Below are 23,723 nucleotides of genomic sequence, written 5' to 3' on the forward strand. Positions count from 1 at the left end.
ATTCTTATGTAAGAAAATCTAACATTTGATTGACAGAACTCCTTACATTACATATAATAAGGTCAAGAAGGAAAACAAAAGGAGGAATCAGGATGAGCGGTAGTGAAATTCGTCGAACGATGGCATTATTCCCAATTAGTATTGTCATGCAGCTCACGGACCTAACAGCTCGTCAGATTCGATACTATGAAGAGCACCAATTGATCAGCCCTGCACGTACTGAGGGGAATCGCAGGCTCTTTTCCTTGAATGACATTGATAAGTTATTAGAAGTAAAGGATTTGTTAGATCAAGGCATCAACATGGCTGGGATTAAGAAGATATATGCGGTATCCAGTCATAATGAAAGTAAAGTAGTATCTGACGTAAGCAATGAAAAGGAAGAAAAAGCACGACAGGATCTATCCGATGACGAGTTGCGTAAATTACTTCGAAATGAATTGATGCATTCCGGTCGATTTACTAAAGCATCTTTGCGTCAAGGTGACATGTCTCGCTTTTTTCATTAAATAAAACCTTTAATAAACTTGAGGAGGAAACACGTAAATGGCAAAGTATACTCGAGAAGATGTTTTAAGATTAGCGAATGAAGAAGGTGTAAAGTTCATCCGACTGCAATTCACTGACATTCTGGGGACGATTAAGAACGTAGAAATCCCTCTTAGTCAGCTTGAGAAGGCACTAGATAACAAGATGATGTTTGACGGATCTTCAATTGAAGGGTTTGTTCGAATTGAAGAATCAGATATGTACCTATTCCCTGATTTAGACACTTGGTTAGTATTCCCATGGACAGCTGAAAAAGGAAAAGTAGCCCGACTGATCTGTGATATCTACAATCCAGATGGCACTCCATTCGAAGGAGATCCGCGTAACAATTTAAAGCGCATCTTAAGTCAAATGGAAGAGCTAGGGTTTACTGACTTCAATCTTGGACCTGAGCCAGAATTCTTCCTCTTTAAATTAGACGTAAATGGTGAGCCGACATTAGAATTGAACGATAACGGTGGCTACTTCGACTTAGCTCCTACAGATTTAGGGGAGAACTGCCGTCGGGATATCGCATTAGAACTAGAAGAAATGGGCTTTGAAATCGAAGCATCTCACCACGAAGTTGCACCTGGTCAACATGAGATCGACTTTAAATATGCAAGTGCATTAAGAGCATGTGATGATATCCAAACATTTAAACTAGTGGTTAAAACGATTGCACGCAAGCATGGATTACACGCAACATTCATGCCTAAGCCTCTATTTGGTGTAAATGGATCGGGAATGCACTGTAACATGTCCCTATTCAAAAATGGGGAAAACTCTTTCTTCGATGAAAAGGGAGATCTGCAATTAAGCGATACAGCTCGTCAATTCCTTGCAGGTATCATTAAACATGCAACTGACTTTACAGCGATCACTAACCCGACTGTAAACTCATACAAGCGTTTAGTACCTGGATATGAAGCACCTTGTTATGTTGCATGGTCTGCTCGTAACCGCAGCCCATTAATCCGTATCCCTGCTTCTCGTGGATTAAGCACACGTGTTGAGGTCCGTAGTGTTGACCCGGCCGCAAACCCATACTTGGCGATGGCTGTATTACTGGCTGCTGGATTGGATGGAATTAAGAATAACCTTCCAGCTCCTAAGCCAATCGACCGCAACATTTATGTTATGGATAAAAAAGAGCGTGAAGAAGCGGGAATCGTAGATCTTCCAGCAACTTTACACGCTGCATTAGAAAACCTTAAAACAAATGAAGTAATCGTTAAATCCCTTGGAGAACACATCTTCGAACACTTCGTTGAAGCGAAAGAAATCGAATGGGATATGTTCCGTACACAAGTACACCCATGGGAGCGCGAGCAATACATTCAAATGTATTAATCCTAAAAAAGTGTATTTTATTCAAAAGGAGTGGAGGCAGCATAAATGCTGCCTCCACTCCTTTTTTTTGGCCATCAAAAATATAAGCCGCTAAGTATACATAGCGGCTTATTACATATTAATGTACTTGACGATAAACTCCGACAACTTTTCCTAAAATGGATACATTTCGTAAAATGATCGGAGCCATGGTTGAATTCTCTGGTTGTAATCGGACATAGTCCTTTTCTTTAAAGAAGCGTTTTACAGTCGCTTCATCTTCCTCAGTCATCGCTACGACGATATCTCCATTGTTCGCTGTTTGTTGCTGACGCACGATAACAAAATCCCCATCCAAGATCCCGGCCTCTATCATACTGTCACCCATGATTTCCAGCATGAAGACCTGTTCATCCGAAGGTGCCATACGCTCAGGGAGTGGGAAGAATTCCTCGACATTCTCAACAGCCGTGATGGGTTGACCGGCTGTAACCTTACCGATTAAAGGAACGTTAACAACCCGCTGACGCGGTATCATATCCTCTTCAAGATTTAAGATTTCGATGGCTCTTGGTTTAGTGGGATCTCTACGAATAAGACCTTTACTCTCTAACCTGGCCAGATGTCCGTGTACGGTGGAACTAGAAGCAAGACCAACGGCTTCCCCGATTTCCCGTACGGAAGGTGGGTACCCTTTTTCTCTTACTGCAATTTTAATATATTCTAGTATGTCCTGCTGTCTTTTAGACAATTTTGTCATGTTCACGCACCTCTATTATAGATCTTATGTTCCCATTATAGCATGTCTTTCCAGCTGATACAAACATAAGTTCGAATTTCTGTTGACACCAAACGAATGTTCGTATTACAATGAATATAACAAAAACAGAACAAACATTCGTATGGAGGTATTTTTTATGTTAACACACATTTGGAATCGTTTCTCTTACATTATTATATTATTTATTTTAGCGCTTTTATCTGCAGCCTTTTTGCTAGTGGTCATGGCAAACCAGCCGTCATATCAAAGCATCACCGTTCAGGATGGAGACACACTATGGACTATTGCCAAACAGTACAATGAAGAATATTCTATGACGGTGGAAGAATTTATCGCTTGGGTCGGAGAGGAAAATAATCTCACATCATTCTCAATCAAACCCGGTGAATCACTTGTGTTACCTATAGAAAATCCAACATTATCCACCCATTCAGACTATGAATTGGTAATGAACGAAGAATAGAGGGATAGAAGATGAAGGCAGTAATTTACTGCAGAGTCAGTACAAAGAAAGACACGCAGGAAACATCCTTGGAACGTCAAGAAGAGGAATTAGTGAAATTAGCACAAGAACACCAATACGAAGTGGTTGCTATCATAAAAGATCAAGCAAGCGGTTTTGAGTTGGATCGCCCTGGTGTTCTTGAACTTCTTGATTTGATTAAAGAGGAGTCGATTGAGGCTGTTCTCATACAGGACGAAACAAGAATTGGTAGAGGGAATGCCAAAATTGCTCTTATTCATTGTTTATTAAAAGAGGAAGTCAAGATCATTAGTCAAACACATAGTGGGGAGCTTCACTTATCTGAATCAGATTCTATGGTGATTAATATCGTAAGTATGGTTGAGGAGTATCAAAGGAAACTCCATAATTTAAAAATCAGACGAGGTATGAAAAGGGCAGTGGAAAATGGTTTTCAACCTCATAAAAATCTAAAAAATAAAGGGAATGCAGATGGAAGAGAGCGGATTGAAGTACCCGTTGAGGAAATTGTCAGGTTAAGAAAGAACGAACTGACATTTGCTGAAATTGCAGCCACTTTAAGAGGGTTTGGGTATAATGTCTCCAAAGCTACCGTACATAGGCGTTTCAAAGAATATATGTCTTCATTGGAAAATGCGTAACTCTTGTTTTATCTCCTTTAATCTAGTAACATGACGATAGAATTAAGCTTTACTATTGGTTGTGTATTAGATTTTGCTTACTATGCAATAAAGGAGTTTTTATAGATGCTTTCAAAAACAAAAATGAATCGAATCAATGAACTTGCCAAGAAGTCCAAGAGTAGCGGACTAACCGAACAAGAAGCAAAAGAGCAGTCCAAGTTGAGAAAAGAATACCTGGAAACGTTTCGTCAATCGATGAAAGGGACCATTGAAAATACAAGAATATTTGATCCGGAAGGTAATGAAGTGACGCCTAAGAAGATTCAGGATATACAGACTAAGAAGAAAATGAACTAAATGAATGAACTGCCAGGTCCATATTATATGGACCTGGCAGTTTTTTTCATCTTCACCCCTTATGAAATCATAAGGTTTTTTATTTTCAACGATCATAAAGTCATGTTATCATTCAAGATAGTTGTATAAACTATCAAAGAAGATTAATATTAATAAGGTACATTAAGGTACATTAAAAGGAAGGATGTCTGACATATGTTTGATAACACAGATCAGTTAGCAATTAATACAATCCGTACATTATCTATCGATGCAATTGAAAAAGCAGGTTCTGGACACCCCGGAATGCCTATGGGAGCAGCTCCGATGGCGTATGCTCTTTGGACAAGATTCATGAACCATAATCCGAAAAATCCTGAGTGGTTTAACCGGGACCGCTTCGTTTTATCTGCCGGTCATGGATCCATGCTATTATATAGCCTGCTTCATTTATCAGGTTATGACGTTTCAATGGAAGATCTTAAAGAATTCCGTCAATGGGGAAGTAAAACTCCGGGTCACCCGGAATACAAACATACTCCAGGAGTAGAAGCTACGACTGGACCATTAGGACAAGGAATCGGTATGGCAGTCGGTATGGCACTAGCTGAAAGGCATTTAGCGACTACATACAATAAGGATCAATACGATATGGTAGATCATTTTACATATTCTATTTGTGGAGATGGAGACTTAATGGAGGGTGTGGCCTCTGAAGCAGCTTCATTGGCAGGTCACTTGAAATTAGGTCGTCTAGTAGTTCTCTATGATTCAAATGATATTTCACTTGATGGAGAGTTAGACAAATCTTTCTCTGAAAGTGTGAAAGGCCGATTTGAATCATATGGTTGGCAATATATTCGTGTTGAAGACGGAAATGATCTTGATGAAATTTCCAAAGCAATCGAAGAGGCTCAAGGTGATACTACCCGTCCAACTATGATCGAAGTTAAGACGGTCATCGGATACGGAGCTCCTAATAAATCAGGGAAATCTGCAGTTCACGGTGCTCCGCTTGGTGAAGACGAAATGAAGCTAACGAAAGAAGCTTATCAATGGACGTTTGAGCAGGATTTTCATGTACCTGATGAAGTTTACAGCAGATTCGAGGAAAAAATCCAACAAGCAGGTTCTGAAAAAGAAGAAGCTTGGGCTGACCTATTCATAAAATATAAAGAAGAGCATCCAGAGCTTGCTGTCCAATTAGAAGCAGCAATCAAAGGCGATCTTCCAGAAGGATGGGATAAAGATATCCCGGTATATGAAGAAGGAAAAGCACTGGCTAGCAGAGCTTCTTCCGGTGAAGTCTTAAATGCGATTGCAAAGAATCTCCCTTCATTCATTGGTGGATCAGCTGACTTAGCCGGATCTAACAAGACGATGATTAAAGATGAAGCAGACTTTACACATGAATCGCCTGAAGGTCGTAATATCTGGTTCGGTGTTCGTGAGTTCGGTATGGGTGCAGCCATGAATGGTATGGCTCTTCACGGCGGTCTGCACGTATTCGGAGGAACATTCTTCGTATTCAGTGACTATTTAAGACCTGCAATCCGCTTAGCTGCTCTAATGGGCTTACCTGTGACATATGTATTCACACATGATAGTATCGCAGTCGGAGAAGATGGACCTACCCATGAACCTGTAGAACAGCTTGCTTCACTTCGTGCGATGCCTAACCTTTCTGTCATCCGCCCTGGTGACGGAAATGAAGTTGCTGCAGCATGGAAATTATCATTAGAGTCTAAGGATCAGCCTACGATGTTAGTTCTATCTCGTCAGGACCTCCCAACTCTTAAAGGTACTGCAGATAAAGCGTATAACGGCGTAGACAAAGGCGCATATGTCGTATCTGCATCTGGCAAGGAACAGCCTGATGCCTTACTGATTGCAACTGGTTCTGAAGTACATTTGGCAGTAGACGCTCAAAATGCACTTGAAAAAGATGGAATCAGCGTATCTGTCATTAGTATGCCATCTTGGGATCGCTTCGAGAAACAATCAAAAGAATACAAAGAATCTATTCTGCCGAAGAGTGTGAAAAAACGTCTTGCTATCGAAATGGGATCTCCAATGGGTTGGGACCGCTATGTAGGAGACGAAGGCGATATTTTAGCTATTGATGGATATGGTGCATCTGCTCCTGGAGCAAAAGTCATGGAAGAGTACGGCTTTACAACAGACAATGTAGTTTCAAGAATCAAAGCGTTGATACAGTAATGAATTAAAGACATGAAAGGTCGACTCCTTAATACTCTTTAAGGAGTCGACCTTTTTTTAGCTGAATGTAATTGTCGATAAAATGAGTATGTTTGGAAGAGAATGGGTAAATGATGAAAAGTCCCTAAATATTACAACTTGAGCCAATCACCGATATTTTTGAGTTAACTTGCTCTTCGACAAAACTAGTGTAGATTTTCAACAATTTCCGACAATGACTCCTATCTAGTTGATTTATACTATATGAAAGAAAGGTAGGAGGGTGTAAAGGTGCGAAACTATCAAATCTATTGGATTGAGGAAATGTTTGTTCAGCACTATTATGGTCGGGAAAGAATATTCTATCAGCTGTTTTCCGAGTGGGAAGCAAGTACAGGGGAGCTTCACGATATCATCTCGAAACAAGTAAATTACATTACTAGGCCTATTCCATACCTTCCTACACAAAGACTCCTGCAGCACGAGATCATTAAAATTGAAGGAGCGGCTTGGGTTGATTCTGTTGCAACGATTGAAAGGGTCGATTCAGGTGCTACACTTGTTCTCAATGAGAAATGGATGACGCTGAATGCTTGGGGTCACGATGAATCTGAATATGTCTTTTTTGAAATCCTGCGCAGAAATATGGGTCAGCTCCTCGCAATTGATATCCAAAATGAACGTTTTGGGTGGTTAAAACCGATTAAACAAAGAAAATTTATATATTAATAAGAAATTATGACAGAAATATTGTATAATGTTTCATGGTTTAGTACACTTTTATAAGGACAACATGAAGGAGGAAGTAAGAGTATGTCAACGACTGGGTTACTTATTCTAGTTGGAGTTCTAGCATTACTTGCTGGAGTTGCACTAGGATTTTTCATTGCTCGTAAATATATGATGAGCTATCTTAAGAAAAATCCACCAATCAACGAGCAAATGTTACGCATGATGATGATGCAAATGGGTCAAAAACCTTCCCAAAAGAAAATCAATCAAATGATGAATGCAATGAATAAGAACATGAAGTAATAGTTAGAAGCACTCAGGTAATGAGTGCTTTTTCTATTTGTGACTATACTACTTACGATAAAGGGCTTATAACCCGTTCTTTCGTAATGGCTCTTTTCGTATATTTTGTTGCAATTGTAGATGAGAAAGTAATAGTTGATTTCCGCTCCAGGAAGCTCGCTTTCCGCGGGGCTGGCGGTGAGCCTCCTCGGCTGCGCCTCCGGGGTCTCACCTGTCTAGCTACGGGGCTTAGGGGCTCGAGGTCATAAGCCAAGTCTGCCAAAAAGGCAAAGAGCGCCTTTCCGGCAGACTCGTCTTATGCTTGTCGCCCCTGGGCAAAGCCCCTCCGCTTTTCGTACTGTCCAGCTATTCCCGCAGGAGTCGAGCCTCCTTCCGCTCCAATCAACTTTCTGAACATGTATCCTCAACGGTAAACAATAAAAACAAAAATTTTAGCAAACCATCTCATTCAAGGTAAGTAGATATTGTTCTTTTTAAGAAAAAGAATTATTTTTTCTAGTTACATTGTTTTCTTGCACACCTTGAAGCTCTGTCATGAAAACTCTGTTAAAGATGGTGAGGGGAACTGCGCAGACTCCGGCGGATTTTGGGCGTGCCGAGACCCCGGAAGCGAAGCTGAGGAGGCTCGGCCGAACGTCCGCGGAAAGCGAAGCAGTTCCCCTCACCATCCAGCATAAACTGGTTGACAGAGCCCTTGCAGATTCTATACTAGAAAACAACAACCTTTGCGAAAAGAGCCTTAGCATTTAGGCTAAAATGATTATTTTAGTCAATTCATAAAAACTTAATGATTATCATTCAGATTGAAATTGAATTTATGATAGAATAAAGTCCGGAGGGAGTCATATGAAAAAATGGATGATTGCTTCACTGTCTCTCATGATTCTTGTTGCCGGCTGCAGCAATAAGCCTCAAGAAGTGATGGATGAAGAAACACTTGAAATTCAAAATAGTGCAGCTGGAGAAGCGCGCGAATATCTAAATTATAAAGTGAACAAAGAGAAGAAATCAATCAATCGTGGTCTCATTACGATGATGATTAATAATCGCAGTGATATGGATGAAATCGAGACTGGCCTCATGTCTTTATCCACCGAGCATTTTTCTCCAGAGGATTATGTATACCAGGAAGGTCAATATCTTAAGGATCTAAATTCATGGCTTGGAAGAAAGTCTAAATCAAATAAATTAGGGCTTAATCCTGCTCTGGAGATTAAGGATGATATGGGCTGGGAACAACAAATGGAGCTTGAAAAAAAGAATCCCATGTATCTCGCTTATATCCATGAACAGAACTACGTTGACTCAGAAGGGAAGATAAAAGGGATTTCCCTCGGTCTTGCTATGAATACCGTAGATTATATTCGAGTCGAAGATGAAAATAAGCTCATGCATTTTGATGAGGCAAAGATCGATGATCAACAGTTAGAAGAATACGGAAAAAAGATAGCCAACACCGTTGTCAGTAGGCTGAAAGCAAATAAGGAACTAAAAGATGTTCCTGTTCTGATATCCCTATACAAACTTCAACCATTGAATAGCGTAGTGTCAGGCAACTATATTACCTCAAGCTATGTTGACGAAAATGATAAGACTGCAAAAAAATGGAACGATGTAACGGATAAATATTATTACTTTCCTAGTGATGAAGGGGAAGAGAAAGATCGAGATCTACATAATCGGATACGTGATTTAGAAGATTATGTTTCGAAATATTTTTCACACCAGGATATTGAGTTTGTCGGAAAAGCCTTATACCAAAAAGACACCTTGAATAAACTCGTGATTGATGTACATACAGGGATGGTGAAAGAAACAGAACTAATAGGCTTTTCTCAGGCGATTGGCCCTGAAATTGTTGATTACTTCCCTCACACACCCGTTTACCTATATGTGAAAACACCAAAGGGTCTGAAAGCAACCATTGTAAAAGAAGTGGACCAGGAACCATTTGTTCAAATCCATTAGCATAAGATGAACAAAAAGAGCATCTCTTAAAACATTAAGAGGTGTTCTTTTTTGTGTATAAGTCTTATCAAAAAAAAGATTTCTCATTTTTTTGAAATTTGGTAAAATAAAGAGTCGATTTTTATAGATACGGGGGAGACAAAATGAGAGTCTTTTTAGATTTAAAGTGGTTTTTTCTGCAAGAGAAAAAGTCATATATCACAGGTACCATCCTGCTTTTATTTGTAGCATTTCTTCAATTGATCCCACCAAAGATTGTAGGGATCATTGTGGACAGTATTAAAGGGAACACATTGACCCGTCAAGACATGCTGAAGTGGATTCTTATCCTCATCGCCACGGCTCTATCAATGTACGGCCTTCGGTTCGTATGGAGGATCATGATTTTTGGTTCGGCGACCAAACTTTCCCGCTTGCTCCGGAATCGTTTGTATCATCATTTTACCAAAATGTCGCCCTCCTTTTATCAAGAGAGAAGAGTCGGTGATTTGATGGCGCATGCCACAAATGATCTTCAAGCGATTCAACAAACCGCAGGAGTTGGAGTATTGACATTTGTAGACTCCATATCTACAGGAGGATTCGTGATACTGGCCATGGCTTTTACAATCAGCTGGAAGCTTACCCTTATTGCTTTGATCCCAATGCCGTTCATGGCTATGCTTACGAGTTATTATGGTACTCTCTTGCATAAACGCTTTCATAAAGCACAGGAAGCATTCTCATCCTTAAATGATAAAACACAGGAAAGTGTAACTGGAATCAAGGTTCTTAAGACGTTTGGACAAGAGAGAGAGGATATCGAATCATTTCGAAAGCAATCTGAAGATGTAGTGCAAAAGAATATAGCTGTTGCAAAAGTGGATTCCCTTTTCGATCCAACCATTTCAATAATAGTAGGAGTTTCATTCTTTCTATCCATTGTATTTGGGTCAAGATTTGTCGTAAGTGGAGAACTGACAATAGGAGAATTAATCTCTTTTACTACCTACCTGGGACTTCTCATTTGGCCGATGCTCGCATTCGGATGGTTATTTAATATTGTAGAAAGAGGGCGTGCGTCTTACGACCGTGTCTCTCAGTTATTAAATAAAAGGGTAGATATTAAAGATCAAGAAGGAGCGCTGGATCGAGTGCCTTCAGGAGATATAGAATATAAGATTGAGTCCTTTGCTTATCCAAATGAAGATGAGCATACTTTAGAGAATATTCAATTTTCCTTAAAGAAAGGTCAAACGATAGGGATCGTAGGAAAAACGGGAGCAGGTAAAACAACGCTTCTAAGATTATTACTAAGGGAGTTTGAAGGGTATAAGGGCGAAATAACGTTCGGCGGGGAAAAGATCCAGGATTATAAATTAACCCGTTTACGTGAAAGTATAGGATATGTGCCTCAGGATCATTTTCTTTTTTCAGCAACGATTCTTGAGAATATTGCTTTCACTCATCCACTTACCCCGAAAGAAAAAGTGGAAGAGGCGGCTGTACTTGCGCATATCCATGATGATATCATTCATTTCAGCGAAGGATACGGTACTGTGGTGGGTGAAAGAGGTGTTTCGTTATCTGGTGGACAAAAGCAAAGGATCTCGATTGCGAGAGCGCTGTTAATGAATCCAGAGGTACTCATACTTGACGACTCGTTGTCAGCTGTTGATGCAAAGACAGAGGAATCCATCTTGACATCATTAAAGGAAAATAGAGCCGGAAAAACGACCATGATCACTTCTCATCGATTAAGTGCGATTCAACATGCAGACTTAATCATCGTCCTTGAAGAAGGAATGATCACGGAGAGAGGCAGTCATAGTGAACTGATGATGAAAAAAGGATGGTATAGGGAAATGTATCTGCGTCAACAGTTAGAAGAAATAGTGGAACATGGGGGATAAGTTATGGATACGATACCGACGTTAACGGCGAAAGAACAGCGAAACATATTTTTTCGTCTAATGAAATATACAAAGCCGCATAAGAAAACGATTTTATTTGCATTTTCATTATTGCTTTTGACAACAATCGGCGATGTCTTTGGACCAATCATCATCAAGGTCTTTATAGACGATTATTTAACCCCAAGAGAATTTCCCTACGGTCCCCTTGTAGGATTGGGAGCGACCTATCTATTCATCCAAATTGGAAACGTGTTGATCTCATACTTTCAATTATTGAAATTCCAGGAAATAGCACTGAAAATCATTCAGCAGCTCCGGGTGGATGTTTTTACTAAGGTACAGGGATTAGGAATGAAGTATTTCGATAAAACCCCGGCAGGAAGCATTGTCTCACGAGTGACGAATGATACGGAAGCGATTAAAGATATGTTTGTGAGTGTGCTTGTATCATTCATTCAGGGAGCATTCCTATTAACAGGCATCTTTATCGCCATGTTTGCACTCAATCCCCGTCTTGCCTTCTTTTGTTTATTCATATTGCCGGTCATATTTATGATTATGAATCTTTACCGCAAGTTTAGTGCTATCTTCTATCAGGATATGCGCGAGAGATTGAGTCAGCTTAATGCAAAGCTTAGTGAATCGCTTCAGGGAATGTCCATCATTCAAATCTTCAGGCAGGAAAAAAGACTAAGAGAAGAATTCGGCAATATCAATGAAAAACATTATTTAGCAGGAATGAGAAATATTAAAGTTGATGGATTATTATTAAGACCCGCCATTGATCTGGTGTATGTAGCTGCCCTGATAGTCGTGTTAAGTTATTTTGGCGTGACATCATTCAATCAGACCATTGAAATAGGGGTATTATATGCCTTTGTAAATTATCTGGACCGTTTCTTTGAGCCTGTCAATCAAATCATGATGAGGCTATCCATGTTTCAGCAGGCCATCATTGCCTCTTCCCGTGTCTTTAAGCTGCTCGATGAAGATGAACTTTCACCTGCACAGAATGTGGAAAATCTTTCGAAAGGTACAATCATTGAAGGGAAAATAACGTTTGACAATGTTTCGTTCTCTTATGATGGGCAGAGAGACGTACTTAAGAATATTTCATTTACTGCAAGCCCGGGAGAAACAGTTGCTCTAGTAGGGCACACAGGAAGTGGTAAGAGCTCAATCATCAATTTACTCATGAGGTTCTATGAATTTGATCGTGGAAATATTCTTATAGACGGTCAAAACATTAAGTCGTATCCAGTAGAAGAGCTCCGAGGGAAAATGGGGCTTGTGCTGCAGGATCCATTTCTATTCTTCGGAACCATCAGAGATAATATTAAGCTTCATTCCGAAGAGATGACGGATAGAGAGGTGGAGGGAGCTGCCACATTCGTTCAAGCCAATACTTTTATAGAAAAACTACCTGAAGCATATGGGCATCCAGTGGTTGAAAGGGGATCAACGTTTTCGAGTGGCCAAAGGCAATTAATCGCATTTGCGCGAACCATCGCAACCCGACCGAAAATCCTTGTCCTGGATGAAGCAACGGCCAACATCGATACAGAAACGGAAGAAGCCATTCAAGAGGCATTATCAAGAATGCGAAAAGGAAGAACAACGATTGCCATTGCTCACAGGCTTTCTACCATTCAAGATGCAGATCTGATCCTGGTCCTTCATAAAGGAGAGATTGTAGAGAGAGGAAGTCATCAGGAATTACTTGTTCAAAAAGGTATTTATCATAAAATGTATCTTCTACAAAATGGTTTAGTAGATGGCATGGAAGATACCGTAACTGGTTCTTAAACGTATAAAGGGCAGACCCTATAGATGAGGGGTCTGCCCTTTGTTGGTTAATATTTATATTAGAATAGTATAATTGTAATCAATAATGCCTTAGCTCATTTGAGGTGAGCATTTTTTTATGTATAGGGAGTTGTAGCTATTTAACAGACGATCAAGTTCCTGACTAAATTGAATAGCTTGAGGTGACGTGAGTCCATTTTCAGCAACAATATCAATTAATTGAGCACGCTTTTTTTCAATTCGTTGGAGAAGCTCTTTTTTAGACACGGCTGTTTCCTTTCTTTTGTATGTCCTTACAAACGGAATACAAAACTAGTAATAACTGTAACTTTTTATTAGTATAACGAAAATCGAACTGTTTTTCAAAACAAAATTATTGGTTTTTTTAAAAAGAAAAGAGAGTTTAACACATTTGAAAAAGTAAAATGTGCATGTAATATAATGGTCACAAATCTTTCACACAAACATTCCTCATAGAATCCGGGTTTGTTTGATAGAATAGAGATATATACTGAAATGTAGGAGTTGTAAAAATGTCTGATATTAATATTTTCTTAGCATTTGGGGCCGGTTTCCTAAGCTTCATCTCTCCATGCTGCCTTCCATTATATCCCGCTTTTCTTTCTTATATAACTGGAATGAGTGTAAATGAGCTCAAAACGGATAATGCAATGCTTCAAAGAAGAAGTTTATTACATACTTTATTTTTCTTAGTCGGTTTCTCGGCAATCTTTATCGCCATCGGTTTTGGTACTTCCCTTATCGGAAACTTCTTTTTAGATTATAAAGATCTCATTCGTCAACTTGGAGCTATCTTCATTGTCATATTTGGATTGGTAGTCATCGGCGTATTCACACCGGAAACATTGATGAAGGACCGTCGCATTGAATTCAAGAATAGACCGGCAGGCCTTTTTGGCTCCGTATTAATCGGAATGGCATTTGCTGCCGGCTGGACACCATGTACCGGGCCGATTCTTGCTTCCGTTCTGGCTCTTGCCGCCTCTAATCCAGGTTCTGGTGTCATGTATATGACAGCTTACGTATTAGGGTTTGCCATTCCGTTTTTCATTCTGTCATTCTTTATCGGAAGAATGCAATGGGTCAGAAAAAACAGTGGAAAGATTGTTAAGGTAGGAGGATATGTGATGATTGCGGTAGGGATCATGCTATTCTTTGATTGGATGACCATCATTCTAGCTTACTTTACTTCGGTATTTGGAGGATTCACTGGGTTTTAAACCAAAATAGAATATACAGTTCATTACGTTTTATGGTATAGTTTAAATGGATGAATTAGGAAATAAGGTGCGATAGACATCGGTAGCGTATACGAGGAGGAAACATCTGTGGCAACGATACTTGTAGTGGATGATGCGAAATTTATGAGAATGACTCTTGGAAGCATGCTTTCCTCTGGCGGTCACGAAGTCGTAGGGGAAGCAGAGAATGGACTTATCGCAGTAGAAAAGTATCGTGAGATTCAGCCGGATCTGGTCACAATGGACATCACGATGCCTGAGCTGGATGGCATAGAAGCGGTTAGAAGAATTCTATCAGAGTTTCCCCAAGCTAAAGTAATCATGTGTTCTGCTATGGGTCAACAAAAGGTAGTGGTGGAAGCCATTGAAGCGGGAGCGAAGGACTTTATTGTGAAACCCTTTGACGAAGTGAGGGTAGAAGAAGCCATCAAAAGAGTATTAGGATGATAAAATCGAAAGAGAGATTAAAGCTCTATTTAATCTCTCTTTTTTGTGTTTTCGTTTTTATCTCACTTGGGCTATAATAGGGAAAGGTATGAAAGTAGAAAATAAAAGGATGATGATGGTTTATGATGATTGCTTCATCCATTGTTGCGATTTGCATGGGTTTTATGGTGATATTTATTAGAATGAAGGCTCAGAAAAAGCCTGTTAGCAGCAAGAAGATAATCTTACCTCCTTTGTTTATGAGTACAGGTGCGTTAATGTTCTTATTTCCAGTTTTCCGAGTCACTTTAGGAGAGTTTCTAGAAGCGATTACCGTAGGAATGATCTTTTCTATATTGTTGATCAAGACTTCCAAATTCGAAATTCGTGATAATGATATTTATTTAAAACGTTCTAAAGCGTTTGCATTTATTTTGATTGGACTCCTATTAATACGAATATTGGCCAAGTCCATTCTAAGTGCATCGATCGATTATGGTGAACTTAGTGGGATGTTTTGGATTCTTGCCTTTGGTATGATCGTTCCGTGGAGAATCACCATGTATCTTCAATATAGAAAGCTGCAACAAGAGCAACAAGATTTAACAACGAATTCAATTTAATTCAATGGGAAAAATAGCAGGGTGATTTCTATCACCCTGCTATTTTATTTGGGAATTTATTCACATGAGATTACGATTTCTTTACAAAGGAAACCAATATGCTTAGTGTTGAGGCAATTAGGGCAAAGAGAGAGATGAAGAAAATAACAAGAGATATTGGTGGGATAAGTATTGTTTACACTAGCAGATATTTGGACGTTTTTTCTGGCATTCTTTTTAACGCTGCCATTGGTCACCATCGTCCATGAAGCAGGTCATATCCTCGTTGCACGCATATTCGGTGCAAAGATAAAATTTTGTATTGGAACAGGTAAGCATTTAATGAGCATTGGTCCATTGGAAGTGAAGAGAATGTATTTTATGGAAGGTTGGTGTCAATATACAGAATTGAAGTATAACAAGGTGTGGGTTCATGTGCTTATTTATCTATCTGGAAGTTTATTTAACCTGATTGCGATTTTAGCCATTAACTTCCTAATATTTGAAGGAGTCATACCTGTTCACATCTTTTTCTATCAGTTTGTGTATTTCTCCGTTTATTTCATATTCTTTTCATTGTTTCCGTATCGGAATGGAGAGGGGAAACCAAGTGATGGACAAGCGATACTTGACGTCATTCGATACGGTAAGGCAGAGGATCCCATTGATTAATCATATAAAAAAGGTAAACGACTATCGTTTACCTTTTTTTGCTTTCTTCCATTTATAAAAGAGAAATGCAGCACCTATAATAAAAATTAAATATAGCACAATCGGAATAATCAGTATCGATCCCATTCGCTTTCCTTCCTGTCACCTAGAATAAATGTTCGTAAGGGGTTACATCTATTTGCATTTCGTTCAGTTTTTTTCGAAGAAACTTATGATCCCGCTTCGGAGTCGCCAGGATATACCCTCTTATGACCAATTCGTGAGTAATGGAAGAGGCTCTTTCTTTTAAAGCCAATTCTCCAATTTTACCTGCAATTTTTTGTTTCGCTACGTCTCTAAATAATTCGGGTACGGGTGTGACCAACTCATTGAGCATTTTCTTTTCCTCATCACCCCATAAGTGGATGGTTTCATTCACATAATGTTCTTCCCAGTCCAAATCGGATTTTCCATCCTCTTTAGGAAATCTCTTTAAGAATTTCCTGAACATAAAGAATCCACCAATAGCAAATGAAGCCACTAAAAATACGACCCAAAACAGTATGAAATATAAGAACCAACCTTCAAGCATGCTTTCACCTCAATTTTTCAAAAAGCGTATGTATCGTATTCATTATAGACAAGGGAAAAGCTTGTGACAAGAATATCGTCGTTTTTACAAAAGAAGTCTATACTGTTCTTAATTAGAAATGATATACTAATAAATAACAAATATCGCGAAAATTCTTTCTATTTCGATTCTCGTGCTTGGATGGATAGGGGGCTCACAGGATGATATATAGAGGGAGAATGGTATCAGTGCTTATTGGACTTTTACTAGTCTTAACATGGGATTTTATTTATTACTTTGTTCTGCATTATCCAGTGGATTTGAAAGTGGATTTGGTGTTCACTCTATTGATTCTCTTTATCAGCTACTATATGGGGAAAAATTATGACACAAGCTATAAAACTCTCGCTGCCCTGCGAAAGAGTGAGGAGAGAGTGAAGCTTCTAAATGAAGAAATGCAGCATGTGCTTCAGAGTATCGATGAAGTTGTCTTTCATACCAATTCTAAGGGAGAGTTTCAATTTCTGAATCAATCCTGGGAAGACTACACTGGATATACGGTTAAAGAAAGTTTACATAAGAATGCACTTCATTTTATATCCCTGCATGAACGTCATGAAATACTTCGAATGGTCAGACAAAGTATAAGCATGAAGAGGGAAAAAATGAAAATGGACTTCTCTTATCAGAAGAGGGATGGGCAGTTTCGTTGGGGTGAAGTGAATGTTAAGTTAAACTACAATGAAAACGGTGAACTTCTTGGGACGGTGGGAACCATCTCAGACATTACCGAAAGAGTACATAATGAAGAAGAATTGATAGAAATGAATGAAACGTTAGCCATAGAATCTCAAAAGCTATCTGTCGCCGGGCAATTAGCAGCCGGAATTGCACATGAGGTACGTAATCCCCTTACGTCGATCAACGGTTTCTTACAGTTATTAAGAGATGATGCCGATGAGAAGACGAAGGAATACTTAGGGATTGTCTTTTCTGAAATCAAGAGGATTGAACTTGTGCTGAGCGAATTATTGATTCTCGCAAAGCCGCAATCCGTTACATATAGACGAATCAATATCATTGAGACCCTTGATCATGTTGCGAAATTATTAAATACGAATGCTATTTTATATAATATTGAAATCCAAACCGATTTCCATGAAAGGGAGCTTCATATTCGTGGGGATGAAAATCAGCTAAAACAAGTATTTATTAACTTACTTAAAAACGCCATAGAATCAATGCCTCATGGGGGAACGATTACGATTAGTGCAGACTTGTCCTCTTATAACAAGGTTCAATTAACCTTCAAAGATGAGGGAGTAGGCATGAAAAAAGAAACGCTGGATAAACTCGGGGAGCCTTTCTTCACAACGAAGACGAAAGGCACGGGTTTAGGCCTCACCATATGTCTGAGAATTCTTCGTGATCATGGAGCGGATATCAGGGTGCAAAGTGAGCAGGGAGAAGGTACCACCTTCCATATCATGTTTGAAGCTGTTCAAGCTTCAGAAAGAAAAAAGAGGGAAACCTTACAAAACCAATGAAATAAGAGCCCTTATAGAACGAATATAAGGGCTCTTTCATTTGTGAAGATATGGCGGGACTGCCTGGGAATCGAACCCAGCGGAGACGGCACGCGCCTCCCAAGAGGTTTTGAAGACCTAGGCATGCACCAGCTCTACAATCAGCCCCGAAAATAAGTATATATATGTTATACCATAGAAGAAAAACTTGTTCAAATGTTTTTAGAATCTATAGGTACCATTGTCCAGTGTAAAAAGTTTGATGAACAGATAGAATAATAGGCTGTATATTTAAAATATTTACAAGATTTAAACTTTGTAGAAATTAGAAAATTCTTCTTTACCAGTCGATTCTCCCCGTGATAAGATACTTTTTGCCGGCTTATCATAAATTGAAGAAAGCGATTTCCAATAGGAATTGCTAACCTTCTATACTTGAACATGTTGATTGAGACAGAGAGGGGAAAACAAGTATGAAAAAAGTATGGTTTTTAGGTCTGGGTCTATCTTTAGCACTGGTTGGATGCTCCGATTCAGGTTCTGACGAAGCTAAAAAAGAGGAAACAACAAATGCATCGGAAGAAAACGAAAATGTTGCTGGAGATTTAATGGATTTTTATTTGAATTTAACAACAACCGTCAATGGTGTTGATATTGACCTTAATGGATATGAAGAAGCGATTGCAGGAGAAGAGCCTCCTGCAGGAGAAGAGTTGGAGAAAATGAAGGAAGCTGCTGCTGCATCAGCAACTGAATCTGCTAAAGCGGTAGAAGGACTGCAGATCCCTGAAGGTCTTGGTGATCAAGAGGACGCGGTGGAATCATTCCGATCGACTTTGACAGAATCATATAATATGAAAGCTGAAGCACTCTCAAAAGAAGGCGAAACTGATTTAACGGCAGCCAATGAAAAATTAAACGAAGCAGAAAACCAAATCAAAGAAATTCTTGATGAGGCTGGCTTAGTTAGCTCAAGCTTAATCAGTGACTTAAACGGTTAATCAAAAAAGCGAATCCAGAAGCTTATGGATTCGCTTTTTTACTATAAACAATAACGTAACCTTTTTCTTATAAATTCCCTATATTAATGTCGAGAGGAGGGAATAGGATGGAGACCATTATCGCTTTTGTGTCTGAGGTGGGTTTTCCGATAGTTGTCACAATGTATCTCCTGTATCGTATTGAGACAAAGCTGGATGCCGTGATTACATCGATCCAAACACTGCCACAGCAGTTAAAAGAATAATTGAAGGATACCCCTCATTATTGAGGGGTATCCTTTCTTATTTCTGGAGGTTCACTTTGCCTTAGGGTGAAATAAGAACAAACGTTCCTGGAAAGTGACATTTCCATTCACTTATAACTTATTAGTTTGATATAATTTAAGGAGATACTCATTGACCGGAGAGGAGACAACAGTGATGAAATTCATTCACACCGCCGATTGGCATTTAGGTAAATTGGTTCATGGCATATATATGACAGAAGAACAGCGATACATATTAGAGGAGTTTATAGAACTTGTAAAAAAGGAAGAACCTGATGCAGTCATCATTGCGGGTGATCTTTATGACCGGTCCGTTCCTCCTACAGAAGCTGTAGAGTTGTTGGACGAAGTTTTATACCGGATTAACGTAGAATTAAAGACACCGATTGTAGCTGTTTCTGGAAATCATGACAGTGCGGAGCGACTATCATTCGGTTCATCATGGTACAAGCATAGTCAATTCCACTTGAAAGGAAAACTGACAAATGACTTTACCCCAATCACCATTAAAGGGGTTCATTTCCACTGTGTTCCTTATGCTGAACCTGGTAATGTCAGACAAATACTAGAAGACGATTCGATTAACTCCCATCATGCGGCGATGGAGGCCATTGTGAAGAGAATCGAAGAGAAAATGAATCCAGATGAGCCGCATGTTTTTGTTGGTCATGCGTTTGTGCTTGGGGGGAAAACCACAGATTCAGAACGAACCCTTTCTGTTGGGGGATCCGGCTGTGTCGGTGCAGATGTGTTTAAGTCCTTCCATTATTCAGCACTGGGTCATCTTCATAGTCCAGATGCTATTAAGCATGAAACGATTCGATATTCAGGGTCTCTATTAAAATACTCATTTTCTGAAGCGAGTCAGCGAAAGTCAGTGAGCATCGTAGAAATGGATGGGGATGGATCCTTCCGTTTACGGGAAGAAGTACTAAAGCCGAAGCAGGATATGAGAGAACTCCAGGGTTTGATGGAAGAGCTTCTGGACCCTGCATTCTATCAATCCCAGAAAGTCGATGACTATCTAAAGATCACGTTACATGATGAAGGTACGTTAATCGATCCCATTAATCAATTGCGACAAGTCTATCCGAACGTTTTACATCTGGAGAGGAAAATGGACCTCACCGATGCCAAAAAGAAAAATACTTTCAAAGTATTGGAGGATAAGAAAAGGTCGGAACTGGATTTGTTTAAAGATTTCTACGGAGATATGACCACAGGTGAATTTACCAATGAAAAGGAAGAAGTCCTTAAGAACGTTATTGATAAAGCCAGAAAGGAGGTCGATCAAGCATGAAGCCCCTTCAACTAGTGATGCAAGCCTTTGGACCCTATGCAGCAAGAGAAACGGTTGACTTTCGCTCGTTGGGGAACCGCACAATGTTCGTGATATCAGGGAAGACAGGTTCTGGTAAGACGACTATTTTTGATGGAATATCCTATGCGATTTACGGGAAGGCAAGTGGGGAGGATCGCAGTCCGACTGAACTGAGAAGTCAGTTTGCAAGTAATGATGTTATTACGGAGGTAGAACTTACATTCAGTTTAAGAGGCAGATCGTATCGCATTTGGCGCTCCCCTCAGCAGGACAAAAAGAAAGCAAGAGGAGAAGGCTACACAACCATAAATGCCCGTTCTGAATTATACGTATATGATGAAGATGGAAAAGAACAGTTACTGGCGGCTAACGTCAGAGACGTGGATGAGAAGATCAAAGGTTTAATTCAACTGGATGCCAATCAATTCAGGCAGATTCTTATGATTCCCCAAGGAGAGTTTAGAAAGCTCTTAACTTCAGACAGTAAAGATAAGGAGCTTATCCTTCAACGTCTATTCCATACAGAACTCTATAAGTCCATCCAGGAAAAACTGAAATCGGAGGCAGACGATTTAAAGAAGTCAGTAGAAACCTCTATTGAAGAACGAACAAGGGAATTACTTAGAATTCATTTTGAAGAAAATGAAGAGCTTCAGTCACTTTTATTAGAAAATCCATTGAATGACCATCATATTCTTCAACTTCTTCCAGCTCACATAGAAAGCATGGAAATTAGGGAGAATGAAATGCAGCTTAATTATGAAAGTGTGCAGAAGAAACGAGATGCCCTCAAGAAGCAGCTTCAAGAGGCGGAAGGGTTGGTCAATCAGTACGAGCTTCAAGAAAAACTAAGGGCTGAGAAAGAATCCCTTTTAAAATTAAAGCCTGAAATCGAATCAATCGATCGAGACATAATATTAGCTCAGCGAGCATCCCGTTTAGTTCCACAAGATGAGTATTGCCATAAACTAAATCGAAACTTGAAGGAACTGAAGGGTCAATTAGCTCAACTTATAGAAGAAAAGAATGAAATTTCAGAAAAGCTTATAGTAGCTAAAGAAACATTTAAGGAAGAAAAAAATAACGAAAATCTCAGGGACGACGTTTCAAAGAAAATCACTCAACTCGAAGAAATGGAAAAAGATATAGATTCGCTGGATTTGTTGATGAAAGATACTAAAGAAATGAAAGAAAGATATGAGCAGCAGCAAGAAATTGTCAAAAAACAAACAGAACAGATTTCATTTTTACAAGAAGGCATAAAATCCCGGGAAAAACGACTTGAAGAAGGTGAAAATGGTCAAGCAGATTTATTTCAATTAGAAAAATCGTTACAAAAGAATCAATCCTTTTTAGAACAGATAAACGAAATAGAGAAGATGGATCAAAAATTTCAACTTGTCCTTAAGCAAGAGCAAATATTAAAAGAACAGTATAGTCACCTTCAGAGACAATGTTTGGACGCGTCTGAAACTCTTGCCCATTTAGAAGAGAAGTTGCACTCTGCTCAAGCAGCACACCTTGCAAAAGGACTGGTTGATCACGTTCCTTGTCCCGTTTGTGGCTCAGAGCATCATCCACATCCGGCCACTGGTGTTGATTCACTACCCTCTCAGGAAGATTTGAAAGCTGCGAAGGAAAAGCAGGAGGAACTCAACCAGGAAGAGAAAAGGATGAGCCTTGCGATTGCTCAAGAGGAAACAAAAATGCAGGGGATTCAGGATCAGATAGACGGTATCGTTAGGAAAATTCGTGAAAAGAAAAGCGACTTTAAACGGAACGAAATAGATGATACTCTTTCTCAAGTGACATCAGAGGTTGAAGCCTTGAAACGTACAATGGCTGAAAAGAAAAGGGAAGTCGAACAAGCAAAGCTAATGAGGGAAGAAGTAAGAAAAGGAAGGGAAAAGCTAGAAGAACTGGACGGCTCAAGATTGAAAGATTTGGATAAGCTACAGGAGCTTAATACTCATTTCCTTACGAAGGATACTACCCTTCAAAAGGTGAAGGAAGATATTCCCTATGAGCTCAGATCAAAATTTCAATTTAATAAAGTGTTAAAAGAGCAAAAGCAAAAAAGAGAAGAGTTGAAGACGGCATACGAGCGTGCCCAGAAGCAATACTATGAGCTCGAGAACTTGTATAGCGTAAAAGAGTCACAAGTGAGTGACAAAGAAACCCATATTGAAAAAGTTAATGCAGAGTTGAAAACAGAACGTGAAGCATTTCTTACGCTTCTTACAGAACAAGGTTTTTCTCACTATAGAGCATTCCAGGAAGCTAAAAAGTCTGAAGCAGAAATACTTGGTCTTCAAGAAAAAGTGAAGGAGTATGGTGAAGACCTGCGTTCCGTTTCCGATCGTCTATATGACATTGAAAAGCACTTACAGGAAAAACATAAGCCTGATGTGAAAAGCATAGAAGAAAACGTAGCACGGGTTACCGAGGAACTTAGGCTTGTAAATGATAAACTTAATAAAATCATGACAAATACGAAAGAGAATAAGTTAATTCTTGCAAGGGTGACATCCATTAATGAAGGAGTAAAGCATTTAGAATCCAGATATCAAATGGTCGGGCATCTGGCAGAAGTATCCCGGGGTCAGAATGCAAATCGCATAACATTTGAAAGATATGTGCTTGCATCATTCCTTGAAGATATTCTTCAAGTGGCAAATGAACGATTAATCAAAATGACGTCAGGGCGCTATCAGCTGATTCGAAAAACGGATAGAAGCAAAGGTAACGTCCAGAGCGGTTTAGAGCTTCTCATATTTGATCAATACACAGGACAGGAACGACACGTTAAAACGTTATCCGGAGGGGAGAGCTTCAAGGCATCGTTAGCACTTGCCCTCGGACTTGCAGATGTCGTGCAGCAGTATGCAGGTGGCGTCTCACTTGAAACAATGTTTATTGATGAAGGATTTGGAACATTGGACCCAGAATCCCTGGATCATGCCATTGAAGCACTGATGGATATTCAAAGCAGTGGCCGACTAGTAGGGTTAATTTCACATGTTCCAGAGTTAAAAGAGAGAATCGACGCCAGATTAGAGGTCATATCCTCTCAAAACGGAAGCAGGACTGAATTTCAATTTCTTGCTTAG

General features: G+C 39.5%; 23 protein-coding genes and 1 tRNA gene. 20 read left to right on the top strand and 4 right to left on the bottom strand.

Going from position 1 to position 23,723, the window contains the following annotated elements:
- Window positions 1-92 precede the first annotated feature (92 nt).
- Both FZC88_RS03700 and glnA read left to right on the top strand, forming a co-directional pair.
- Window positions 93-509 (top strand): MerR family transcriptional regulator, encoded by a 417-nt coding sequence (locus FZC88_RS03700; protein WP_148969245.1) that lies wholly within the window; start codon window positions 93-95, stop codon window positions 507-509.
- A gap of 37 nt (window positions 510-546) precedes the next feature.
- On the top strand, window positions 547-1,881 hold the full coding sequence (glnA, locus tag FZC88_RS03705) for a type I glutamate--ammonia ligase (RefSeq protein ID WP_148969244.1): 1,335 nt from the start codon (window positions 547-549) through the stop codon (window positions 1,879-1,881).
- A gap of 118 nt (window positions 1,882-1,999) precedes the next feature.
- On the opposite strand, the gene lexA is transcribed toward glnA, so the two are convergent.
- Window positions 2,000-2,620 (bottom strand): transcriptional repressor LexA, encoded by a 621-nt coding sequence (lexA, locus tag FZC88_RS03710; RefSeq protein WP_148993690.1) that lies wholly within the window; start codon window positions 2,618-2,620, stop codon window positions 2,000-2,002.
- 157 nt (window positions 2,621-2,777) lie between these two features.
- On the opposite strand from lexA, the gene yneA reads away from it, so the two are divergent.
- The 9 genes from yneA (at window position 2,778) to FZC88_RS03755 (ending at window position 12,987) form a co-directional block, all read left to right on the top strand.
- Complete coding sequence (yneA, locus tag FZC88_RS03715; protein WP_187443492.1) at window positions 2,778-3,104, top strand: cell division suppressor protein YneA; 327 nt, start codon at window positions 2,778-2,780, stop codon at window positions 3,102-3,104.
- Window positions 3,105-3,115: 11 nt separating this feature from the next.
- Window positions 3,116-3,766 carry a YneB family resolvase-like protein gene (locus FZC88_RS03720; protein ID WP_148969241.1) on the top strand — a complete coding sequence of 217 codons (651 nt, stop codon included), beginning with the start codon at window positions 3,116-3,118 and terminating at the stop codon, window positions 3,764-3,766.
- Between the two features lie 105 nt (window positions 3,767-3,871).
- Window positions 3,872-4,105, top strand: coding sequence for a DUF896 domain-containing protein (locus FZC88_RS03725; RefSeq protein WP_148969240.1), 234 nt, complete (start codon window positions 3,872-3,874; stop codon window positions 4,103-4,105).
- 195 nt (window positions 4,106-4,300) lie between these two features.
- A complete protein-coding gene (gene tkt / locus FZC88_RS03730; RefSeq protein WP_148969239.1) occupies window positions 4,301-6,304 on the top strand; it encodes a transketolase in 2,004 nt (667 codons plus the stop codon).
- Window positions 6,305-6,574: 270 nt separating this feature from the next.
- Entirely contained in the window at window positions 6,575-7,012 is a 438-nt protein-coding gene (gene sirA / locus FZC88_RS03735) for a sporulation inhibitor of replication protein SirA (RefSeq protein ID WP_148969238.1), read from the top strand.
- A gap of 84 nt (window positions 7,013-7,096) precedes the next feature.
- Window positions 7,097-7,318: a YneF family protein gene (locus tag FZC88_RS03740; protein ID WP_044337285.1), complete on the top strand. Its 222-nt coding sequence runs from the start codon at window positions 7,097-7,099 to the stop codon at window positions 7,316-7,318.
- Window positions 7,319-8,164: 846 nt separating this feature from the next.
- On the top strand, window positions 8,165-9,286 hold the full coding sequence (locus FZC88_RS03745; protein ID WP_148993692.1) for a CamS family sex pheromone protein: 1,122 nt from the start codon (window positions 8,165-8,167) through the stop codon (window positions 9,284-9,286).
- A gap of 143 nt (window positions 9,287-9,429) precedes the next feature.
- Window positions 9,430-11,178, top strand: a complete 1,749-nt coding sequence (locus FZC88_RS03750; RefSeq protein WP_148993693.1) for an ABC transporter transmembrane domain-containing protein — start codon at window positions 9,430-9,432, stop codon at window positions 11,176-11,178.
- 3 nt (window positions 11,179-11,181) lie between these two features.
- Window positions 11,182-12,987 carry an ABC transporter ATP-binding protein gene (locus FZC88_RS03755; protein WP_148969235.1) on the top strand — a complete coding sequence of 602 codons (1,806 nt, stop codon included), beginning with the start codon at window positions 11,182-11,184 and terminating at the stop codon, window positions 12,985-12,987.
- A gap of 90 nt (window positions 12,988-13,077) precedes the next feature.
- Here the strand turns inward: FZC88_RS03755 and FZC88_RS03760 are convergent, their stop codons facing one another.
- A complete protein-coding gene (locus FZC88_RS03760) occupies window positions 13,078-13,254 on the bottom strand; it encodes an aspartyl-phosphate phosphatase Spo0E family protein (RefSeq protein WP_148969234.1) in 177 nt (58 codons plus the stop codon).
- Window positions 13,255-13,520: 266 nt separating this feature from the next.
- Between FZC88_RS03760 and FZC88_RS03765 the strand changes: the two genes are divergently transcribed.
- From FZC88_RS03765 to FZC88_RS03780, 4 genes are all read left to right on the top strand, one after another.
- Complete coding sequence (locus tag FZC88_RS03765; protein ID WP_148993694.1) at window positions 13,521-14,228, top strand: cytochrome c biogenesis CcdA family protein; 708 nt, start codon at window positions 13,521-13,523, stop codon at window positions 14,226-14,228.
- A 108-nt stretch (window positions 14,229-14,336) separates the two neighbouring features.
- The gene (locus tag FZC88_RS03770) at window positions 14,337-14,696 is read left to right on the top strand and encodes a response regulator (protein ID WP_148993695.1); all 360 of its coding nucleotides are present in this window, start codon (window positions 14,337-14,339) and stop codon (window positions 14,694-14,696) included.
- A 122-nt stretch (window positions 14,697-14,818) separates the two neighbouring features.
- Window positions 14,819-15,298, top strand: a complete 480-nt coding sequence (locus FZC88_RS03775) for a CcdC family protein (RefSeq protein WP_148993696.1) — start codon at window positions 14,819-14,821, stop codon at window positions 15,296-15,298.
- A 171-nt stretch (window positions 15,299-15,469) separates the two neighbouring features.
- Window positions 15,470-15,949 carry a site-2 protease family protein gene (locus tag FZC88_RS03780; RefSeq protein WP_148993697.1) on the top strand — a complete coding sequence of 160 codons (480 nt, stop codon included), beginning with the start codon at window positions 15,470-15,472 and terminating at the stop codon, window positions 15,947-15,949.
- Window positions 15,950-16,094: 145 nt separating this feature from the next.
- On the opposite strand, the gene FZC88_RS03785 is transcribed toward FZC88_RS03780, so the two are convergent.
- Complete coding sequence (locus tag FZC88_RS03785) at window positions 16,095-16,520, bottom strand: DUF2621 domain-containing protein (RefSeq protein ID WP_148993698.1); 426 nt, start codon at window positions 16,518-16,520, stop codon at window positions 16,095-16,097.
- A 200-nt stretch (window positions 16,521-16,720) separates the two neighbouring features.
- Between FZC88_RS03785 and FZC88_RS03790 the strand changes: the two genes are divergently transcribed.
- Window positions 16,721-18,046 (top strand): ATP-binding protein, encoded by a 1,326-nt coding sequence (locus FZC88_RS03790; protein ID WP_148993699.1) that lies wholly within the window; start codon window positions 16,721-16,723, stop codon window positions 18,044-18,046.
- A gap of 51 nt (window positions 18,047-18,097) precedes the next feature.
- Here the strand turns inward: FZC88_RS03790 and FZC88_RS03795 are convergent.
- A tRNA-Sec gene (locus FZC88_RS03795) sits at window positions 18,098-18,194 on the bottom strand.
- Between the two features lie 304 nt (window positions 18,195-18,498).
- On the opposite strand from FZC88_RS03795, the gene FZC88_RS03800 reads away from it, so the two are divergent.
- From FZC88_RS03800 to FZC88_RS03815, 4 genes are all read left to right on the top strand, one after another.
- Window positions 18,499-19,026: a hypothetical protein gene (locus FZC88_RS03800; protein ID WP_148993700.1), complete on the top strand. Its 528-nt coding sequence runs from the start codon at window positions 18,499-18,501 to the stop codon at window positions 19,024-19,026.
- A gap of 107 nt (window positions 19,027-19,133) precedes the next feature.
- Complete coding sequence (locus FZC88_RS03805; RefSeq protein ID WP_148969227.1) at window positions 19,134-19,271, top strand: YvrJ family protein; 138 nt, start codon at window positions 19,134-19,136, stop codon at window positions 19,269-19,271.
- Window positions 19,272-19,446: 175 nt separating this feature from the next.
- Window positions 19,447-20,592: an exonuclease SbcCD subunit D gene (locus tag FZC88_RS03810; protein WP_148993701.1), complete on the top strand. Its 1,146-nt coding sequence runs from the start codon at window positions 19,447-19,449 to the stop codon at window positions 20,590-20,592.
- Window positions 20,589-23,723 carry an AAA family ATPase gene (locus tag FZC88_RS03815; RefSeq protein ID WP_148993702.1) on the top strand — a complete coding sequence of 1,045 codons (3,135 nt, stop codon included), beginning with the start codon at window positions 20,589-20,591 and terminating at the stop codon, window positions 23,721-23,723. The genes FZC88_RS03810 and FZC88_RS03815 overlap by 4 nt, the downstream gene beginning before the upstream one ends.

This window comes from Rossellomorea aquimaris (genome assembly GCF_008180865.1).
In the GTDB taxonomy this organism is placed as follows: Bacteria; Bacillota; Bacilli; order Bacillales; family Bacillaceae_B; genus Rossellomorea; species Rossellomorea yichunensis.

Bases quoted from the DNA above. Each gene is read 5' to 3' on its own strand.
- FZC88_RS03700 (WP_148969245.1), top strand. From the start codon at position 93: ATGAGCGGTAGTGAAATTCGTCGAACGATGGCATTATTCCCAATTAGT.
- glnA (WP_148969244.1), top strand. From the start codon at position 547: ATGGCAAAGTATACTCGAGAAGATGTTTTAAGATTAGCGAATGAAGAA.
- lexA (WP_148993690.1), bottom strand. From the start codon at position 2,620: ATGACAAAATTGTCTAAAAGACAGCAGGACATACTAGAATATATTAAA.
- yneA (WP_187443492.1), top strand. From the start codon at position 2,778: ATGTTAACACACATTTGGAATCGTTTCTCTTACATTATTATATTATTT.
- FZC88_RS03720 (WP_148969241.1), top strand. From the start codon at position 3,116: ATGAAGGCAGTAATTTACTGCAGAGTCAGTACAAAGAAAGACACGCAG.
- FZC88_RS03725 (WP_148969240.1), top strand. From the start codon at position 3,872: ATGCTTTCAAAAACAAAAATGAATCGAATCAATGAACTTGCCAAGAAG.
- tkt (WP_148969239.1), top strand. From the start codon at position 4,301: ATGTTTGATAACACAGATCAGTTAGCAATTAATACAATCCGTACATTA.
- FZC88_RS03740 (WP_044337285.1), top strand. From the start codon at position 7,097: ATGTCAACGACTGGGTTACTTATTCTAGTTGGAGTTCTAGCATTACTT.
- FZC88_RS03745 (WP_148993692.1), top strand. From the start codon at position 8,165: ATGAAAAAATGGATGATTGCTTCACTGTCTCTCATGATTCTTGTTGCC.
- FZC88_RS03750 (WP_148993693.1), top strand. From the start codon at position 9,430: ATGAGAGTCTTTTTAGATTTAAAGTGGTTTTTTCTGCAAGAGAAAAAG.
- FZC88_RS03755 (WP_148969235.1), top strand. From the start codon at position 11,182: ATGGATACGATACCGACGTTAACGGCGAAAGAACAGCGAAACATATTT.
- FZC88_RS03765 (WP_148993694.1), top strand. From the start codon at position 13,521: ATGTCTGATATTAATATTTTCTTAGCATTTGGGGCCGGTTTCCTAAGC.
- FZC88_RS03775 (WP_148993696.1), top strand. From the start codon at position 14,819: ATGATGATTGCTTCATCCATTGTTGCGATTTGCATGGGTTTTATGGTG.
- FZC88_RS03785 (WP_148993698.1), bottom strand. From the start codon at position 16,520: ATGCTTGAAGGTTGGTTCTTATATTTCATACTGTTTTGGGTCGTATTT.
- FZC88_RS03790 (WP_148993699.1), top strand. From the start codon at position 16,721: ATGATATATAGAGGGAGAATGGTATCAGTGCTTATTGGACTTTTACTA.
- FZC88_RS03800 (WP_148993700.1), top strand. From the start codon at position 18,499: ATGAAAAAAGTATGGTTTTTAGGTCTGGGTCTATCTTTAGCACTGGTT.
- FZC88_RS03805 (WP_148969227.1), top strand. From the start codon at position 19,134: ATGGAGACCATTATCGCTTTTGTGTCTGAGGTGGGTTTTCCGATAGTT.
- FZC88_RS03810 (WP_148993701.1), top strand. From the start codon at position 19,447: ATGAAATTCATTCACACCGCCGATTGGCATTTAGGTAAATTGGTTCAT.
- FZC88_RS03815 (WP_148993702.1), top strand. From the start codon at position 20,589: ATGAAGCCCCTTCAACTAGTGATGCAAGCCTTTGGACCCTATGCAGCA.